The sequence below is a fragment of the Levilactobacillus acidifarinae DSM 19394 = JCM 15949 genome (genome assembly GCF_001434835.1).
Classification (GTDB): Bacteria; Bacillota; Bacilli; order Lactobacillales; family Lactobacillaceae; genus Levilactobacillus; species Levilactobacillus acidifarinae.
On sequence record NZ_AZDV01000005.1, the window covers coordinates 33,574 to 52,624 of the forward strand.

The 19,051-nt window shown below is 52.3% G+C and carries 15 protein-coding genes; 5 read left to right on the plus strand and 10 right to left on the minus strand.

Annotated elements, in window-relative coordinates; translation table 11 throughout:
• Window positions 1-315: 315 nt before the first annotated feature.
• From nrdD to FD25_RS02485, 3 genes are all read left to right on the plus strand, one after another.
• Entirely contained in the window at window positions 316-2,535 is a 2,220-nt protein-coding gene (gene nrdD, locus FD25_RS02475) for an anaerobic ribonucleoside-triphosphate reductase (protein WP_057801006.1), read from the plus strand.
• Window positions 2,468-3,049: an anaerobic ribonucleoside-triphosphate reductase activating protein gene (nrdG, locus tag FD25_RS02480; protein WP_057801007.1), complete on the plus strand. Its 582-nt coding sequence runs from the start codon at window positions 2,468-2,470 to the stop codon at window positions 3,047-3,049. Before nrdD ends, nrdG begins: the two co-directional genes overlap by 68 nt.
• Before the next feature lie 587 nt (window positions 3,050-3,636).
• Entirely contained in the window at window positions 3,637-5,280 is a 1,644-nt protein-coding gene (locus FD25_RS02485; protein WP_057801008.1) for a peptide ABC transporter substrate-binding protein, read from the plus strand.
• Window positions 5,281-5,527: 247 nt separating this feature from the next.
• On the opposite strand, the gene FD25_RS02490 is transcribed toward FD25_RS02485, so the two are convergent.
• The 7 genes from FD25_RS02490 to FD25_RS02520 form a co-directional block, all read right to left on the minus strand.
• Complete coding sequence (locus FD25_RS02490; protein ID WP_057801009.1) at window positions 5,528-5,764, minus strand: cytochrome b5 domain-containing protein; 237 nt, start codon at window positions 5,762-5,764, stop codon at window positions 5,528-5,530.
• A 90-nt stretch (window positions 5,765-5,854) separates the two neighbouring features.
• Complete coding sequence (locus tag FD25_RS02495; protein ID WP_057801010.1) at window positions 5,855-7,051, minus strand: MFS transporter; 1,197 nt, start codon at window positions 7,049-7,051, stop codon at window positions 5,855-5,857.
• 85 nt (window positions 7,052-7,136) lie between these two features.
• Window positions 7,137-9,437 (minus strand): FAD-dependent oxidoreductase, encoded by a 2,301-nt coding sequence (locus FD25_RS02500; protein ID WP_057801011.1) that lies wholly within the window; start codon window positions 9,435-9,437, stop codon window positions 7,137-7,139.
• On the minus strand, window positions 9,427-10,389 hold the full coding sequence (locus FD25_RS02505; RefSeq protein WP_057801012.1) for an FAD:protein FMN transferase: 963 nt from the start codon (window positions 10,387-10,389) through the stop codon (window positions 9,427-9,429). Before FD25_RS02505 ends, FD25_RS02500 begins: the two co-directional genes overlap by 11 nt.
• Window positions 10,390-10,402: 13 nt before the next feature.
• Window positions 10,403-11,164, minus strand: a complete 762-nt coding sequence (gene aroD, locus FD25_RS02510; RefSeq protein WP_057801013.1) for a type I 3-dehydroquinate dehydratase — start codon at window positions 11,162-11,164, stop codon at window positions 10,403-10,405.
• A gap of 26 nt (window positions 11,165-11,190) precedes the next feature.
• Window positions 11,191-12,429 carry an MFS transporter gene (locus FD25_RS02515; RefSeq protein WP_057801014.1) on the minus strand — a complete coding sequence of 413 codons (1,239 nt, stop codon included), beginning with the start codon at window positions 12,427-12,429 and terminating at the stop codon, window positions 11,191-11,193.
• 38 nt (window positions 12,430-12,467) lie between these two features.
• A complete protein-coding gene (locus tag FD25_RS02520) occupies window positions 12,468-13,352 on the minus strand; it encodes a shikimate dehydrogenase (protein ID WP_057801015.1) in 885 nt (294 codons plus the stop codon).
• Window positions 13,353-13,504: 152 nt separating this feature from the next.
• Here FD25_RS02520 and FD25_RS02525 point away from each other — a divergent pair, with 152 nt between their 5' ends.
• Window positions 13,505-14,434 (plus strand): LysR family transcriptional regulator, encoded by a 930-nt coding sequence (locus tag FD25_RS02525; RefSeq protein ID WP_057801016.1) that lies wholly within the window; start codon window positions 13,505-13,507, stop codon window positions 14,432-14,434.
• 67 nt (window positions 14,435-14,501) lie between these two features.
• Here FD25_RS02525 and FD25_RS02530 read toward each other — a convergent pair whose 3' ends face one another.
• Both FD25_RS02530 and FD25_RS02535 read right to left on the minus strand, forming a co-directional pair.
• Window positions 14,502-15,728: an MFS transporter gene (locus FD25_RS02530; protein ID WP_057801017.1), complete on the minus strand. Its 1,227-nt coding sequence runs from the start codon at window positions 15,726-15,728 to the stop codon at window positions 14,502-14,504.
• Window positions 15,729-15,897: 169 nt separating this feature from the next.
• Window positions 15,898-17,238: a dihydrolipoyl dehydrogenase family protein gene (locus FD25_RS02535; protein ID WP_057801018.1), complete on the minus strand. Its 1,341-nt coding sequence runs from the start codon at window positions 17,236-17,238 to the stop codon at window positions 15,898-15,900.
• 223 nt (window positions 17,239-17,461) lie between these two features.
• Here FD25_RS02535 and FD25_RS02540 point away from each other — a divergent pair, with 223 nt between their 5' ends.
• The gene (locus FD25_RS02540) at window positions 17,462-17,887 is read left to right on the plus strand and encodes a MerR family transcriptional regulator (protein ID WP_057801019.1); all 426 of its coding nucleotides are present in this window, start codon (window positions 17,462-17,464) and stop codon (window positions 17,885-17,887) included.
• 97 nt (window positions 17,888-17,984) lie between these two features.
• Here the strand turns inward: FD25_RS02540 and FD25_RS02545 are convergent, their stop codons facing one another.
• The gene (locus FD25_RS02545; RefSeq protein WP_057801020.1) at window positions 17,985-19,001 is read right to left on the minus strand and encodes an aldo/keto reductase; all 1,017 of its coding nucleotides are present in this window, start codon (window positions 18,999-19,001) and stop codon (window positions 17,985-17,987) included.
• Between the last annotated feature and the right edge of the window lie 50 nt (window positions 19,002-19,051).

Here is a 19,051-nt window from a genome sequence, read left to right on the forward strand (position 1 = left end):
AGAGTTTTTTTGCGCCTCAATCATCTCGGGGGGGCATTGGTTTGGTCAATGTCGTATTTTCAACGCGTGAAAATTCTTTCTCAAATCGTCCCCATTTTCAAATTCGCAGCGCGGTCCTGACGGGGCTTGCCCCGCGTCTTTTTTTTACCCTGAAAATGGATTAAACCGCCGTTTACCCTTAACCATTCTCGCGGCTTTGTGGCAAACCCGATAGGCAAAGTCTCTAAAATGGGCTACCATATATAGTACTAGCAACTCACAACCACACAATCTTTTGTGTGGTTGCGGTTATTTTTAGAGAAAAGTGGGGATTTCATGCAGACGACTTCAACGGATGTTTTAGACCAATTGCGGGCATTGCCGGTCATCAAACGGGGCGGCACCCAGACCAAATTTCATCCCTATAAATTAAACTTTATCCTATCTAAATTAGACCTCGACGCCGATCAACGGCAGAGTGTCAAACAAGCCCTGGTCGATCACTACCAGACGGCCGAAAGTATCGACGCACGTGATCTACGGGCCACCCTCATGTTGATTTTTGAACAACTTGGTCTGGCACCAGCGGCCAAGCAGTATCAAGACGTGTTCACCACCCAGCAGCGGCGGTTCGCCGAGGCTACCAACGTTCAAGCACGCATCGAAAAGCTCTTCAACCGTGACGATAGCGTGGTCCACGAAAACGCCAATAAGGATAGTAACGTCTTCAACACCCAACGCGACCTGGAAGCCGGGGCAGCCAACCGGGCGTTAGGCCTGCAAATGCTCCCCGACGTGGTGGCTAAGGCCCACTTACGCGGCGACATTCACTGGCACGACCTGGATTACTCCCCGGTCACGCCGGAAACCAACTGTTGTCTGATCGACTTCGATGGCATGTTTGCCAACGGTTATAAGATCGGCAACGCCGAAGTCGAAACCCCCAACTCAATTCAAACTGCCACGGCCCAGATGTCGCAGATCATCGCCAACGTGGCCTCCCTACAATACGGCGGCTGCTCGGCCAACCGGGTCGACCAACTTCTGGCGCCCTACGCCGCTAAGAACTACCAGAAGCACCTCGCTGACGCTGAGAAATGGGTCACCGCCGACAAGCGCGACGACTATGCGCGTAGCAAGACCAAAAAGGACATCTACGACGCCATGCAGGCGCTCGAATACGAAATCAATACGCTGTACTCCTCTCAGGGTCAAACGCCGTTTACCACGGTTAATTTCGGTCTGGGGACCAGTTGGATCGAACGGGCCATCCAAAAGTCAATCCTAGAGATCCGGATCAAGGGACTCGGTCGTGAACACCGCACGGCCATCTTCCCCAAACTGATTTTTACCCTGAAACGTGGGCTGAACCTGGCCCCCACCGACCCCAACTACGACATCAAGGAGCTCGCCATTGAATGCTCCACCAAGCGGATGTACCCCGACCTGTTGATGTACGACAAGATCAAGGAACTCACCGGGAGCTTCAAAACGCCCATGGGGTGTCGGTCCTTCCTTCAAGGGTGGCGCGACGAAAACGGTCAGGAGGTCAATTCCGGGCGGATGAACCTGGGCGTGGTCACGGTCAACCTCCCGCGGATCGCCCTGGCCGCCAACGGTGACCAACGACTCTTCTGGGAAATCTTCGAGGAACGCATGGCGACCTGCCACCAGGCCTTAGCCTACCGGATCGAACGAACCAAACAGGCCCGACCAGAAAATGCCCCGTTGTTGTACATGTACGGGGCGTTTGGCAAACGGCTCCAGGCCGGCGACTCGGTCGACGAGCTGTTTAAGAACCAACGGGCCACGATTTCACTGGGTTACATCGGCATCTACGAGGTCTGCACCACCTTCTTTGGCCCCGACTGGGAAACCAATCCCGACGCCCGGGCCTTTGGCGAAAAGGTGGTCCGGGTCATGCGCGATAAGTGCAACGCTTGGGCCCAGGAGAGTGGCTACCACTACAGCCTCTACTCCACGCCGGCTGAATCACTGACCGACACCTTCTGTCGCGACGATATCGCCAAGTTTGGTCGTATCGCCGACATCACGGACAAGGAATACTACACCAACAGCTTCCACTACGACGTCCGTAAACACCCCACGCCGTTTGATAAATTGGGTCTGGAAGAAGTCTACCCGAAGTACGCTTCTGGTGGGTTTATCCACTACTGTGAATACCCTAATTTACGGCAAAACCCTAAGGCGCTCGAAGCCGTCTGGGACTGGGCTTACGACCACGTGGGTTACCTGGGAACCAACACGGCGATCGATCAATGCTTTAAGTGTGGGTTCAAGGGCGAATTCACGGCAACGGCCCGCGGATTCGTCTGCCCACAATGCGGCAACCACGACCCGAAGTTCTGTGACGTGGTCAAGCGAACCTGTGGCTACTTGGGAAACCCCCAACAACGGCCGATGGTTCACGGACGGCACGTAGAAATCGCGTCCCGTCGCAAAAATATGTCTCCGGAGATGATCAAACATGCCGCAACCTACGAAAAAGCCAAACAATCCGATGCCCAAAGAATGGCAAGCCGCGAATCTAAGTGAACAGTACGTCGCGGACTACAAGGCCTTTAACTTCGTCGATGGTGAAGGGGTTCGCTGCAGTCTGTACCTCAGCGGCTGCCCGTTCCACTGCCCGGGGTGCTACAACGTTGCAGCGCAAAACTTCCACTACGGCCAGCCCTACTCGCAGGACTTGGAAGACCAAATCATTGAAGATTTAAGTCAAGACTACGTACAAGGCTTGACGTTACTGGGCGGCGAACCTTTCCTCAACACCCAGGTCGCCATCCGTCTGTGTGAACGCGTCCGGCAAGAATTCGGCCACACCAAGGATATCTGGTCCTGGTCGGGATATTACTGGGACGAACTGTTAAAGGACTCCGACGATAAACTTAAACTTTTATCGCTGATCGACATTTTAGTCGACGGGCGCTTCTTAGAAACCGAAAAGGATCTCAGCCTGCAATTCCGAGGCAGTTCCAATCAACGCATCATCAACGTTCCTCAGTCGTTACAGACCGGTGATGTGGTGCTGTGGGATAAATTAGTACATTAATCTGATTTGAATGAGCAGTCCCTATCATGGGGCTGCTTTTTTGTTCCTAAATTAATTATTAATAATCATTAAGCGATCATTTGACCAGTTTTTCCCCTTTCGGCCGACTCAGCTTATTCCATTAGCCCATTGGTAGTTACACCTGCAAACTTTATTAAGTTTCTCTCATAATTTTTTGTCACCGTCTTTTCCTTATATATCCCCATTAAGCGCTACTTTTACATCAAAAAATTAGAATTTTCCGGTTGACAAACCCGGTTCCTCCGACTATTGTTAGAGACACATTAGAAGAGCAGATAACTAAAGCAACGCCAGGAAGAGTAGTCGTTTCCGCTAAGCAAAGAGATCACCGGTAGCTGAGAAGGTGACTTACAACTTAACGACGAAGATGAGCCTGGCTGGCAGAATGTGCGGTGCAAGCCGCCATTTCGACTCGTGGCCCGTTAACGCCACCGACTTTTGGCAACAGAAGTTACGGAGATGTTGAATGTGAGTTCAACATGAAATTAGGTGGTACCGCGAGTAATCGTCCTTATGTAATCAGACATAAGGACGATTTTTTTAGTTTTCTAGAGGAGATGGCGTTCATGCAACATAAGGGAATTTATTTAGGATTATCAACACTCGCATTACTCACGCTGGCTGGTTGTGGGGCCAAGTCCAGCAGTAACGGCGGCACCGCCAAATACGCGGCCAAGCAAGAATTAAACTGGACCGTCAGCTCGGAATTAGCCGCTAACGACATTCCAAAGGCCACCGATACTTTGAGTTTCACGGTCTTACAGAACACCCAAGAAGGCCTGTACCGCTTGAACAAAGCCGGCACTCCCAAGAACGCCTTAGCCACCAGCACCAAGGTCACTAACGGCGGCAAGACCTACACCTTCAACCTGCGTAAAAATGCCAAGTGGTCCAACGGCCAACCCGTCACGGCCAAAGATTTCGTTTATTCCTGGCAACGCACGTTAGCCCCGAAGACCGCTTCGCAAGACGCCTTTTACCTCTACCAGGTCAAGAACGCCGAAGCCGTCAACAAGGGCAAGAAGCCGTTGAGTTCGTTAGGGATCAAGGCCGATGGCAACTACAAGTTGACCGTTAATCTGACCAAGCCCGTTTCCTACTTCAAGAAATTATTAGCCTGGCCCCTCTTCTACCCGGTCAATCAAAAGGCCGTCGACAAGTACGGCAAGGCTTACGGGACCACGGCTGACAAGACGGTCTACAACGGGCCATTCCGTTTGACCAAGTGGAACGGGACCAGCAAGTCCTGGACGTTGGCGAAGAACGCCACCTACTGGGATAAATCCGCGGTGCATTTGACCAAGATCAACGAACAGGTCACCGAAAGTACCACGACCAGCTACAACCTCTTCAACTCGAAGAAGACCGACGAAACGTTGCTTAACGGCCAACAGGTCAAGAACAACAAGAACAACGAAAACTTCGTCAAGCGCCTACCAACGGGCTCACAACGCCTAGACTTGAACGAAAAGAAGGTCAAAGCTTTCAAGAACGTCAACGTCCGCAAAGCCTTCTCCGCAGCCATCGACCGGAACCAACTGGTCAAGGACGTCTTACAAGACGGTTCCGTGGCCTCCAAGGGCTTCGTGCCGGCCGGCATGGGCAACAACCCCAAGACCGGGGAAGCCTTTAACCAAGAAGCCAGCGTGAACTCCGCCGTTTCCTACAACCTGAAGAAGGCTAAGCAACTCTTAGCCAAGGGGTACAAGGAATCCGGCACCAAGTCGATCAACGCCACGTTATCCGTGTCCGACACCGACTCCAGCAAGCAAGTTGCTGAATTTGTTCAGAGCGCTCTGGAGAAATTACCGGGCGTCAAGATCAGCATCAAGACGGTACCTTTCGTTCAACTGATCACCCAACAAAACAACGGCAATTACGAACTGACCTTTAGCGGTTGGCAATCCGTGTTCGCCGACCCGATCAACTTCTTGGACGTCTTCGAAAGTAACTCCAGCTACAACACCACGGGCTGGAAGAACAGCCAGTATGACCAGTTGCTGGACGAATCCGAAAACCAAGACGGGAACCAACCAACTAAGCGGTGGGCCAAATTAGTCGCCGCCGAAAAGGTCTTGATGAACGACCAAGGGACGATTCCACTGTACCAACAAGCGCAATCACAACTGCTCCGGAAGAACGTCAAGAACGTCGTTTACAACCCTGCCGGTGTACCTTATGACTTCAAACTGACTTACATTGCTAAATAACGCGTTAGACGCAAAGCAGCGGACTACCCATTCGGGTGGCCCGCTGCTTTTTATATCGAATCGTAATTATTTTTTAGTGGCTTTCGCTGGAGCTTCTGGTTTGGCTGAACATTCGCCGTCACAGTAGCACTTGGTGTCGGTCAGCATGCCGCAGCGACAGATACCGTCCGCGTCTGAACACCCACACCCGTCGTGACAGGCCATCCCCTTATGACAGTAAGGATTCGTTTCCGTCATGACTAGCGCCCTATTCCGTTAATTGACCGACTAAGGGGAGCTTGTTCAAAACACCCTTGCCGTGGGGAGACTTCAGAATGGCCGCGGAGAGGTTTTTTCCGGCCACGTTGCCGTGGTGTTGGCCGCCCTGCCAAGCGTCCACGTTGGTCATATCGTACACGTTCCCATCGATGGCCACGTAAGCCGGTTGCCCGTTCTGCCCGTCAAAGTGACTGAGTTCTTCTACCGTAAACGTTTTGGTTGCCATGTTCCAACACTCCCATCTAAATTTAGGTTTAGCATACCGAACAAACTAATTGAACACAAGTAAAACGCTTATCACTCGATTAGGGAATAGCTAGTCGTCCACCAATTGGCCGACCGACTGAGGTGCCCGTTTCAACATCAGGATGGCGACGGCGCAGAGCACGCCCAGGACCGCCACGCCCACGTCAAACCACATGATCTGGTGAATGCTAGTCTTGGCTAAGCCCCCGGTGACTAGCGGAATCGTAAACGACGCCAGACCGCTGGCCGTGTAGTAGATTCCTAAAACGCGGCCCTTATGCGCTGGGTAGAGGTCACTCATCAGGGTTAACCCGATCTGTAAAACGCCCCCCGTCGCCGAAATGCCAATAATCAGCGAGCCGACGAACATCACGCCAAACACCGGCACGGCCGCCATGGCGATCAACGCCAGTAACGACACCACCGTATCCACCAACATGAACCAGGTTGGCTTGAGCCACCGGTTGACCACTAACGCCGTCAACAGGACTCCCAGGATCGACCCGGCACTGTACACACTGACCAGTAGCCGCGAGCGTAACAGGCTGAGATGGACCACGTCCGTGCCGTATTCAGTCAGCCACTGACTGATCAGGTAGAACGTCGCCATCCCCACGTACCCGAAGATCGTTAAGATGACGGCCTGCGTCGTCCGCCAACGCACCGGCTTCGCCACCTGGGCCACCGTAGCTGTCGTGGCCCGTTGCCGAGCCGGAAACTGCCGCCACTGGAGAAAGATTAGGTTGGCGATCAGAATGACCGCGCCCAGCATAAACGACCAGCCATACCAGCCGCGAGCCCCGTCAAGCGCCGCCACAATCAGTGGCAAGGAGAGTTCTCCGACGGACGAGAAAGCCTTGATCAAGATGTTCGCGGAAGCCTCGTGCCGCGGGTGAAGTTCCATTAACGTTGGGTAGGTCCCGGCATCTAAAAACGAATTGGCCATTCCCGCCAAAACGCCCAAGACGTAGGCCATCGTGGTCGACCGGCAGAACACGATGCCGATGAAGAAGGGCAGGTAGGTCAGAATCCCCAGGTTCACGAATAACTTGCGGCCCCAGCGGTCGGAAAGCACCCCGGCCACGTACAGAACCAATAGATGGCCAATCCCTAACGATGAGATGACGTAGGACACTTCGGCCGTGTCCACGTGCCATTGATGACCCAGACTGGCCATATTTTGAGCCAGAATCACGATGGCCATGCCGTAAACGATGTAGTTGACGTAGAGGCTGATCGTGGTCAACCAGCGTTGTCGTGTTGCCAATTTTGTCACCCTTTCAGATTGAAAAAGGAACTGTGCTCACGTCGCAACAGTTCCCACTTTCAAATTCACTTTAAGTTAGATCGGTTTAAGCCGTAACTTTGTCGGCGTCGTCCTGCTTGATGAACGCCAAGAACTTGTCGAAGCAAGACTTCAAGAAGTTCTCGCTGTTCGCGTCGGTCAGGTGGTCGTGGTCGTCGAACTTATTGCTGGCTTGCGGCAACATGAATTCGTTACCGGGCAACACCTTGGCGTTGACGCCCGGTGCATCCAGAATCTGGCGCAGGTTCATTTGGGCCCGCACCGTGCCTTGAATGCCCAGTGACGTGCCGACGATCATGACGGCCTTATCCGTAAACGGATGTTCCACGCTGGAGAGCCACTCTAAAGCACTCTTCAACGAAGCGGGAACGGCGTGGTCGTATTCGGGCACCCCGATGACCACCCCATCGGCCGCGGCAACCTTCGCCGCTAAGGCCTTCACAGCGGCTGGTTCGTCGGCCGCCAGGTCTTCGTTAAACATCGGTAAGTCCTTAATTTCACACACTTCGAAATCGACTTCCTTACCGAAGAGGTGTTGCATGCTGTGCAGCAACTTCCGGTTGTAGGACTTCGACGCGTTGGTGCCGACTAACGCCACGATACTGGTATCATCGTCGCCGGCCGCCTTGCGTTGGTCCGCGTTTTGACTGGCTTGCGCCCCGGCCACGTAACCGGAGGAAATGCCCCAGGTATTCATCATACTTGGCATCGAATCGTGACCATTGGCCCCGCCGATAATTTCCCCGGCGCCGTAGTAGTTGGCCACCGGTTGGTCCTGGGTATCCAGTAACTCTAAGGTCTTCCGGTCGGTCACGTAACCCCCTAAGGTCGTGGCGAACCGGCCCCGTTGTTCAACCAGGTAGTAGGTGTCACCTTCGTAGGCGTGGAGGTACTCGGCATCGCGGCCGAATTGTGAATCCTTGCCCGCCTTGACGTCGGCTTGGTAGGTCGCCACGGTCTTGGCTAACTGGTCGGGATCGACCCCAGCAGCTTGAGCCACGTCAGTTAACGACCCCTTGGTGAAGATTGGGAGCTTGTCCTTGTCGTCGAAGAACTTTTTGATTTCCTTGGCGGTAAAGTCGTGCAGGATCAACAGGTCGTAAACCTGTTTCCAGGTCCGTTCGTCCATCAACATGAAGGCAACCTTATCCGGTTGGGCCAAGATGGCATCCCGGAAGTTAGTGTAGGCGCTGGATTCATCAACGATCCGGTTCCCCTGGGTGTTGACGTAGATGGCGCCCATGTCGGTGGCCTTCTTGGAAGCGTAGGTAGTTAACTTGGCAATGCCGGGTTCCACTTCGACCCCGTGTGGGTAAACCTTGTACCAGTCCAGGTTACGGGTCTTCAAATTCAGGTCACCGTTAAAGCTGTAGGCATCGCCGGTCGAAGTCATCGGACCGTAGTAGTCGATCCCCTTGCTTTCGGCACCGCGCATCTTGGTGTTGGCCCCGTGGCCGCCGGCGGCTAAGACCACCGAACGCGCCTTGATGTTTAACGTGGCGTTTTGGGCTTCGGCAACGGCCCCGTTGACCTCACCCTTTTGGTTGCGGATCAATTGTTCGACCCGGGCGCCCAGGATGATTTCACCCCCGTGATCGGTGAAGGCTTGCGACACCTTCTGGATGAATTCGTAGCTGCTAGCCGTCGGTAATTCGATCTGCCGTTCCACGGAATGTTCCACCGTTTGGGTCTGGGCCTTTTGGTAGGCCAACCCGGCAAAGTCACTCACGAAATCGATGGCCGGCCCGATGTTGTGGACCATTAAATCGGTCAGCTCAGGATCGTTAGAGTGCTTGCTTTCGCGGGCCACGTCTTGGGCCAATTGGTCGGGACTGTCGGTTCCCCGGCCAAAGAGCTTAGCGGCAACGTTAGAACCAGTCCCGGTCACGTTGGACCCGTTCAAGATGGTCGCGCCACCCAAGTAGCCGTTCTTTTCGACTAAGGTGACCTTCTGGCCTAACGTTAAGGCCCGGCAGCCGGCAACTAAGCCCGCTTCGCCCCCACCGATAATCAGGACATCGGTTTTGAGGGTCTTGGTTTCGTGAGCCGTGTTGGTCTGTGGCACCGGCGTCAACTTGACATCGGCCTGAGCCACCGCATCCTTGGCGGAGTCCAGCAAGGCCTGGGTCATGACGGTGGCGCCACTGATGGCGTCGACGTCAAAGGACTGCCCGTCGATGATCCGTTGCTTGAGCTTGTCGATCACTTGGTTAAAGATGCCGGACGTTTCGGAATGTTGGAGGATCTTTAAGTCCTTCACTTGGTTATCGTCAACGTCGACTTCGTAACTGATGATCCCGTTGTGGCCCATTGCTTGGCCGGTAATTTGCTTGTTTTCATCTGACATTTTGATAGACTCCCTTCGTCTGTGGCGCTAAGCCACTGGTCAATTCAACCGCCCCGTTGTCGCGCACAAAGATGGCGTCGACGCCGGGGAGCTGTTCAATTAAGGTTTGCCCGGCTTGGGGGCCCTTGAAAAATGAAACGGTTGATAAGACTTCTGCTAATTCTGAATTTTCGGTCATAATGGTGACCTGCAACAGATCGTTGCGCACCGGGTAACCGGTTTGCGGATCTAAGATGTGGTGATAGGTGCGCCCGTTACGTTGAAAGTAGCGTTCCCGCACGCCGGAGGTCACGAAGCTTTGCGCGGGGGTGACCACCGTCAACAGGGCCTCACCGCGTGCCTCGTCGGGATCTTGAATCCCAATGTGCCACCGGCCGTCCGGCGTCAACGGATTGTCTCCCCAGGTTTGAACGTTGCCACCCAGATCGATGATGCCGCTAGTGACACCGGCGGCTTGGAGCTGAGCTTTGACCCGATCGGCGAAGTAGCCCTTGGCGATGGCGCCCAGGTCCAGCTGCATGCCCCGTTTGGTGAGGAACACGGTGTGCCGGGTGGCATCGAGCACCACGTCGTCCGGATTCATTCGCTGCAAGCTGGTCGCAATGGCGCTCTTCGCCGGCACGGTTTGACCGCCAAAGCCGATCTTCCACAGCTTGACCAACGGCCCAATCAGGACGTTAAAGCTATCCTGATACTGCCGTGTTGCCGCCAGGGCCCGTTGAATGAAGGCGAAGGTCGTCGCGTCCACGGCGACCGGGGCAATCCCGGCTTGTTGGTTGATCCGCCCTAGCGTCGAGTGCTCGTCGTTAGCGGATAACACGTTGGTCATGGTTTGCAGGTAATCATAAACCCGCTCTACCAGAGCGGGTTTATTGTCGAACAATGTCAGCGAGATGACGGTGCCCATCATCGCAAATTGAGAAACATACTTCTTGTGCGCTAAAGCGACCATCATCGTCGCCTCCTTAGTTTAATTTCAAATCGTCGAGTTCACCCTTGAGGTGGTCTAACGAGATCTGCCCGGGCGCCGAAGCCGCACCGACCGTTGCGAAGGTTAGGCTGGATCCAAAGACCTCGCCGGCTAACCGGGAGACCTTTCCCAGGTCGCCCATCGCCATGGTGATCAGCGGTTGGCTCAATGTCTGCCGGGCCTGGTTGGTGGCCGTGAGTAACGTCAAAACGTCTTCGGTGGTGTGCGGCATGACCGCAATCTTGGCCACGTCGGCGCCGACCGCTACCATCTCACTGAGCCGGCGAATAATGTCGGTCTGCGCGGGCGTCTTGTCAAAGTCGTGGTTACTCATGATAACCACCACGTTTTGAGCGTGCGCGGCGTTGACGGCTTGGCGGACGGCGTCTTCGGCGTGATAGCGTTCCACGTCCAAGGCGTCGGTAAAGCCACCGTCAACAACGGTCTGGCAAATGCCAAAGTAATCGGCATCGCTTAAGGCCAATTCACCGCCTTCACCGGCCGTCCGGAAGGTGGTCAGTAAAGCCAAATCGCCTAAGGCCGTGCGGAGCTTTTGCCCCATGGCGGTTAACTTCGCGGCGTCGGTGACGCCTTCGAAGTAGTCAATCCGCCATTCCACGACGTCGGGTTGGGCGGCCTTGACCGCCTTAGCTTGGTCCAAGATGGCTTGTTCGGTTTTCCCGGTCACGGGCACGGCCAACTTAGGCCGACCGGTACCGAGTTCAATGTTGCGTAATTTAACGCTAGTCGCTTGCACAGTAAACGACTCCTCTCATTAAATAACTAATTAAATTTGTATTTCTGATTGCGAAGTTGGACAAAGGTCGCAAGTAAGACCCCAACGACGGTCACCGCGATATCAATCCAGAAGACTTCCAAAACACTGCTAGCCGTTGAATTAATGATAAAACTTGATACAAACGGCCCCACAAAATAAGTCATTGCGGCCGCAAAACTGTAGTAACCAGTTACTTTCCCCTTCTTTTGTGGGAAGTACTGCGTTAACACAGCCAGGCCAAGTTGCCAAACCCCACCAGCGGCAAAGAAACCAATCACAGCACTGGTTACTTTGGCCATAATGACGCTTGGGAACATCACCATTAGGACCAAGAAGACCACCGAAATCAACGGATAAAGAATGACCAGAAAGATAGGTTTTAACTTCGTCACCAGTACCGTTGTAATAAACACGGAAATCAATGAGAAGATGGCATACCAGGACATCAGGGACTTCGCCGCTACCTCACTCAACCCTAATACTGAACTCCCAAAGTTAGGAATATATTGCGTATAAACATAGAAAGTAAATGAAATGGTGAATCCTAAAGCGATTAAACTAATACCATCAATTTTCATTTTAGGTAAATGAACACCTGTGGTTTGTGTTGTCGCTTCCGCAGTTGCCGCGTCACTTGAAGCCTCTTCAGTTGGTGCTTCATTTGTATTTTGAGGTGCAAACTTAGAGACAAAGATCATCACCACGTCAATCAAAATGATGACCGATAAGATAACCAACGTCACGGTTGCGTTAGGAATCGTTGCAACAACAAATGGTAAGACAAATTGAGCCAACGACATCGCCGCTTTGACCAGCGAACTCATGCTAGCCGACTTAGTCGGAAATGCTTCGGATAAGGCTGGATAAGCCGCCGCATCATCAAATGAATTGGCAAACCCTAAGAACAGGGAGAAAATGGCGGCCATCAACATATTTGTACTGAATATCAGGCCCACCAAGAAGACGAAATTTGCCACCATTCCTGTAATCAATACCGGCTTACGGCCAAACCGGTCGGAGAAATCACCGGCAAATAGAATCGTGATGATCCGCCCAATTCCCATCATAGAGATAACTGTGGAAATTCCGCGGAGGTCAGTCGACCACATGGCCTGGAACCGGGAACTGTACTGTGAAATCAAAATCTGCGCGATACTTAGAATCGCATAGTTGATATAAATGGCCGTCGCTAACGAGGCGTGACCTCGTTTCGCTTCGACGACGTTCTGCTCTTTAGCTTCCACGTCACAAAACTCCTTTATTTAAAGACTCATGGCGTCCTTTATTTTTGGTCGTCTTGGTCAAATAATAAGTCTCGAATGTAATCAACGGGCATTTCCTTGCCGGTCCATAACTTAAAGGCTTCGGCACCTTGTTCAAGCATCATCCCTAACCCGTTGAAGACGTGTTCAACGCCAGCTTCTTGCGCCACTTCCATCAACTTAGTGGTCCGTGGGGCGTAAACCGTATCGAAGACGATCATGTCTTTATGGAAGAACGAGGGATCGTTTACCAAGGACTTGCCTTCGAGTGGCTTCATGCCAACACCGGTCGAGTCACAGTAGATGGCAGAATCCGCGATTTCACGCTTAAAGGCATCTTGATCAGCTAAATCGAACAATTGGGCTTTGCAGTCCGTCTGTTCATTAATGATTTTAACGTTACGTTCCGCATTTTCCCAAGTTTGGTCATGAATATTGAAGATGGACATTTCCTTCACACCATCGTAAGCGGCCTGAATTTCAATTGCCGTCCCGGCACCACCGGCACCCGCAATCGTCATCTTTTCGCCGCGGATATCTAAGTTTTCGTCGGCTAAAGCCTTCATAAACCCAGTTCCGTCAGTCGTGTAACCGGTTAAAACACCGTTGTCGTTAACCACCGTATTTACGGCGCCGACCATCTTAGCAACTGGATCTAATTTATCTAATAATGGCAAAATCTTTTGTTTATTAGGCATGGAAATGTTGGAACCCCGCATGTCTAACGTCCGGATGGATTGAACCGCAGCCGGTAATGTATCATTTGTGATTTCGAAAGCAAGATAGGCAAAGTTTAAGCCTAACTTGGCAAATGCATTGTTATGCATAGTTGGCGACATTGAATGCCGAATAGGATAAGCCATAAGTCCAATCAGTAAAGTATGTCCGTCGATTCGTTCAGTCATAAATCATCACTCCTAAATTGTTTTTTGGCTGTTTCAGATAATCAATGTTACTCAATTCACTTGCAATCTTAGCATGATGATCTATCATAATAAATAATAATAAATTAATATATCGATAGAATTTATTTATGAATTGATCGGAGTTGAACAAGATGAACCTGCGTCATTTGATTTTTTTCAAAGAGTTAGCCCGGACCCAACATATGTCACAAGCAGCAGAAAATTTAGGGATTAGCCAGCCTTCGTTAAGCTATGCCATTAAAAAGTTAGAGGATGAGTTGCAGGTTCCCTTGTTTGAACCGGACGGTCGGAACATTCGTTTAACCAACCTTGGTGAAACTTATCTCAAATACGTCACGGTTGCTCTGAACAGTTTAGACCAAGGTGACGAATTACTGAGCCAACTAATTAATCCCAAGACGGGGCATATCAACTTAGGATTTACCTACACGCTCGGTCAACGGTTAGTCCCTGAGCTTCTTCAGAATTTCTCCCAACAGGACGGCAATCAACAAGTGACCTTCAGCCTCGGCCAAAGTAACTCTGCTGATTTATTAGACGACCTGAACGCCGAAAAATACGATCTAGTCATGGCATCCCGGGTCGATCAACTTCACGACCAGGATACGGAACGTCTATTTAACTTCTATCCGGTCGTTCAACAGGAAATCGTCGCTGCCATTCCCAATAATCATCCGCTGGCTCAAAAGCCGCATTTATACCTCCAAGACCTTAAAGATGAACCGCTCATCATGTTCTCTCAAAATAGCGGACTCCGCCCCTTGATTGAAAAGATTTTAGCTCAAAAGCATCTGAAACCTAATATTAAGTTTCAAGTTGAGGAGGACTACACCATGGTCGGTTTCGTGCAGCATGGCATGGGTATCGCTCTGATTCCTAATCTTCCCCAACTTGATCCCCAAACAGTTACCATTCGACATCTTGAAGATAACCAACTGGAACACGATCTCTACCTCATCACGCAACCCAATCGCTTTATGGCCCCGTCCGTTCAACGATTTCAAGAATTTGTTCGACAGTATTGTTGGCAGCACTTCACTCAACCACAGCAATTAATTTAACCAAAATTAGCTTAGAAAAAATAGCGGGAGTTCACTACGATGGTGAACTCCCGCTATTATAATTACTTTATTCTTCACTAATTTCGCCTAACGGGGAAACGACTGACTCATCAATTCGCTCTTGGCGATAAACCGTCACCGTGATTAAACTACACAAAACACCCACAACCGCGAGTCCCGCATCAAACCACATCAAATTACGCACGCTGTGTTGCGAGATCACCGCCGTAATGACGGGAATCGTAAACGAAGCCAGGCCACTGGCCGTGTAATAGATTCCCGTAATCTTTCCCTTGGCCTGCGGGAAAACGTTGCCCATGATGGTCAAGCCAATCTGCATGACCCCACCGGCCGCAAAACAGCCAATCAGAAAGGCACCTAGCCGCATCATCGTTTGCGTCGGGACCGCCGCCATCAACACTAAGGCGACTAACGAAACCACCGTATCCAGCAACATGAACCAGACCGGTTGTAACCACCGTTCGACCAGAATTGCGGTGACGACCACCCCGAAAATCGACCCAATGCTGTAGATACTGACCAGCATGCGCGCATGCATCATAGTCAAATGAACCACCCGACTGCCATATTCCGTTAACCACTGGCTGATGAGATAGAAGGTCGCCATCGACACGTAACCAAACAGGGTCAACGTAACCGCCAAGATGCGTTTGTGGGCCGTCGTCATCCGGGATGTTGGCGCCACGGCCGTCTCCGTTGCCGTGACCTTCCCGGGTTGGGCGAACTGCCGGTGCCGCACGGCCATGAAACTTACGGCCATGCCTACCGCACAAATGACAAACGACCAACCGTACCACAGATGAGCCCCTTCCAAGCCCGCCACTAACAGGGGTAAAATCAGTTCGCCAATCGAAGCGAAGGCCTTGATCATGATGTTGGCCGTCGCCTGGTGTTGCGGATACAACTCCATCAGGGCCGGGTAGGTACCAGAATCCAGAAACGAATTAGCCATCCCCGCTAGGATTCCAAAAAAGTACGCCACGTAAATGTTGGGGGAGATTAAAATCCCGATAAAAAAGCCCATGTACGTTAAAATACCAATTTTCACAAAAATCCGGCGGCCCCAGCGGTCGGACAGCGAACCGGCAAGATACAACACCAATAGCCGTCCGATTCCCAGTGACGAGATGACCAGCGAAACGCCCGCCATGTCGACGTGCCAAGTCCGACTCAGCGCCAGCATATTCTGCGCTAAGATCACGATGGCCATACCATGAATTAAATAATTAAAGTAAAGACAGAAAGTTGTTTTCCACCGTTCTGCGTGAGTCATCCAATCACCTGCACCTTGAGAGATTTGAATTGAGTAACAAAGTACAAATGCTCATTGGCTAACAATAAGGGCTTGCTCACTATCTGTCAAGCCAACGGACGAGCCCACCCCAGACAAAAAACGCCCCTCCTATATGGAAGGACGCGATTTAAAATTTGATTTAACTGACTTATAACTGACCCCAGGCCGCCGCCCCAATCGTCGGGAACAGGGGAACCAGCCGTTCAATTTCGTGTTCACCATACTTAAAGGTAATGGCCGGCAGTAGCGTGTTAATAACGTTGTCGGCTTGGGCACTGACTTCCGTGGCGCCCACTAAATGGTGATCCTGGTCAAAAATCAGCGTATTGTCGCCGCTAGTTTCCTGCCCGACCTGGCGGTACCAGTCGTCCGGGACGTGTTGTGTAGTCAGCGTGTAGGTCGCGGGGGCCGCTTGGGCCTGAGCGACCGTCACGCCAACTTGGGCCAACCGCGGTGAGGTAAAGACCACCGTCGGGATTGGCGGGTAGTCGATGGCCGCCGTCGTTTCCCCGGCAAATAAGTGCATCAAGTACGTCGATTCAAAAATCGCCGTTGGCGTCAACCGCGGTTGCGTTTTATCAATCACGTCGCCGGACGCGTAGATGTTGGGCACACTGGTCTGCAGATGATCGTTAACCTCGATGCCGTTAGCGTTAACCGTCACGCCCACCGTTTCTAAGCCCAGATCGGCCGTATTCGGTTCCCGGCCGGTCGCGTCCAGAATCCAATCGGCCGTTAACGTGTCGCTGGCGTCCGTGGTCAGCACGTAATCGGTCGCCGCGTGCGTCACCTGCGTGATCGTGGTATTCCGGACAATCGTTACGCCGTGACGTTGCAGGTCGCTCAGCACCTGTTCGACGTACGGTTGGTGGAAGGCCCGCAAAGCTTGGTCGCCGTGCAGAACGACGGTCACGTCACTCCCCGCCGCGTTGGCGATGGTGGCCAGCTCCAGGGCAATGTAGCCGCCCCCAATCACTACCAGCCGCTTCGGCATGGTGGGCAGGTCCAGAAAATCGGTACTGTCGTGGAGAAATTCCCCGCCCGGAATAGCTAACCGGTGGGGATGAAGACCCGTGGCAATCACCATCTGATCGGCGGTGTAGGTCTGTTGCCCCACGCGAATCGTGTGGGCGTCTACTAAACGACCGTACCCGTGGATTAGGTCGACCCCGCTCCCGGTCAACAGGCCCTCAATCATGTCCGGTAATCCGTTAATCACGTCACCCTTATGCGCCAAGTTCGCGTCCCAGTTTAAGTGCGTTTGCCCGGTCAAGACCGGATTTAAAGCCGCCAGTTGCCGTTGTAACGCCACCGGCGCGTCCAACGAAATCTTGGCGTTACAGCCCCGGTTCGGACAGGTACCTCCGACCTTATCGGCTTCGATGACCCCCACTTTAACGCCCTTTTGCGCCAACGGGATCGCCCCGTCGAACGTGCCGTGACCGCTTCCCAGATATAAGACGTCATATTGATACGCTTGCTTTGCCATGTTGTGGCCTCCCTAAATTGATGGTTAACAATTAAGTTGTACTCAATCTATAAATTCATCCTACCAAGTCGACACCGGTCACGCAACCATTTTGCCCGTTAATTTTAGGACACGGGACCTCGCCCTTAATTTACGGGTTTTTAGGCTTGCGGTCACGGATTTGGTCGCGTAAGATAGCGTTAATTAACTGAGTCGCCTAATGATTATTTGAGGAGGAATTTAATTGTCCTATAGCATTCATGAGGTTGCCGAAAAATTAAACCTTTCAACCTATAGTATTCGCTACTACCACGACCACGGCATGTTGCCCTTCGTGGAGCGTGATGCTAACAACAACCGGGTCTTTCACGACATCGACATCGAATGGTTGCGTCTGATTATGTGTTTCCGTAATACGGGCATGCCCCTCGAGCGGATTCAACACTACTTGGATCTGGTTCAACAGGGGGACGCCACGATTCCCGAACGTTACCAGATGATGAAGACCCAACAAGAACGCACCGTTCAAGAATTAGCCGCCATGCAACAACACCTAGCCACCATCAACACCAAGGTGGCCCACTACCAAGAGGTTTTGACACAGGGCAAACCCGACACCTACGTGCCCACCGATTTACCCCAACCGGAACCGACCGATAATATCGCTTAGTATTTGTTATTAATAATTAGTGAATTTTAATTATTAATAAATAAAAAGACGGTCACCACACAACACGCTGTGGTGACCGTCTTTTAGGTTGTTTGAATTAGTGCGCTCCCCAGGAGATGTCCCCCTGTTGCGCAAGAATCTGATCGATAGCGGCCAATTCGTCGTCCGTGAAGTCCAAGTGCTGTAGCGCCTGAACGTTGTTGACGATTTGCTCGGGCCGGCTAGCGCCAATCAGGACACTGGCGATTTCCGGTACCCGTAAGTTCCAGGCTAGTGCCATCTGTGCCAGGCTTTGTCCCCGATTTTGGGCCAACACGTTCAACTGCTCGACCGTCTTTAACGTTTGGTCGACCTGTGTCGGGTTCAAGAACGGAATCGTCCCCTTCTTAGCCCGGGAATCCGCGGGAATCCCGTTCAGGTACTTATCCGTCAGCAGGCCTTGTGACAGGGAGCTAAAACCGACCGCCGCCTTGTGCTCGCGTTTCAAGACCGGGAAGAGGTCGTGCTCCACGTCACGGTTGAACATATTATAGCGCGGCTGGTGAATGATAAACGGCGTGTGCAGGTCGTTAAAGATCGCCGTAATCGCGGCCGTTTGCGCACCACTATAGTTCGAAATGCCGACGTACAACGCCTTTCCTTGTCGCACCAGTTGATCGAGGGCTAGCGCAGTTTCTTCGATGGCCGTATTCGGGTCCGGCCGGTGACTATAAAAGATATCGAAGTAATCCAGGCCCGTTCGTTGTAAGCTTTGGTTCGCACTGGCAATGATGCTCTTCCGCGAGCCCCAGTTGCCGTAAGGTCCCGGCCACATCACGTAACCGGCCTTGCTGGCGATGACTAGTTGGTCGCGGTAGGCGTGCATGTCGCCGGCCATGATTCGACCAAAGTTGGCTTCCGCGCTCCCCGGTTCGGGACCGTAGTTGTTGGCCAAGTCGAAGTAGGTAATCCCCAGATCAAAGGCCTGATGGATCATTCTCACCTGCGTGTCGAAGGGATCGACACTCCCGAAGTTATTCCATAAGCCTAACCCAATCGCCGATAATTTTAATCCGCTATCCCCCACCCGGTTATACACCATCTGTTGGTAGCGGTGTTCGTCTGCCTGATACATGTCACGGCCTCCTTAACTTTACATCATGCCTTAAGGATACCGCTTTCACG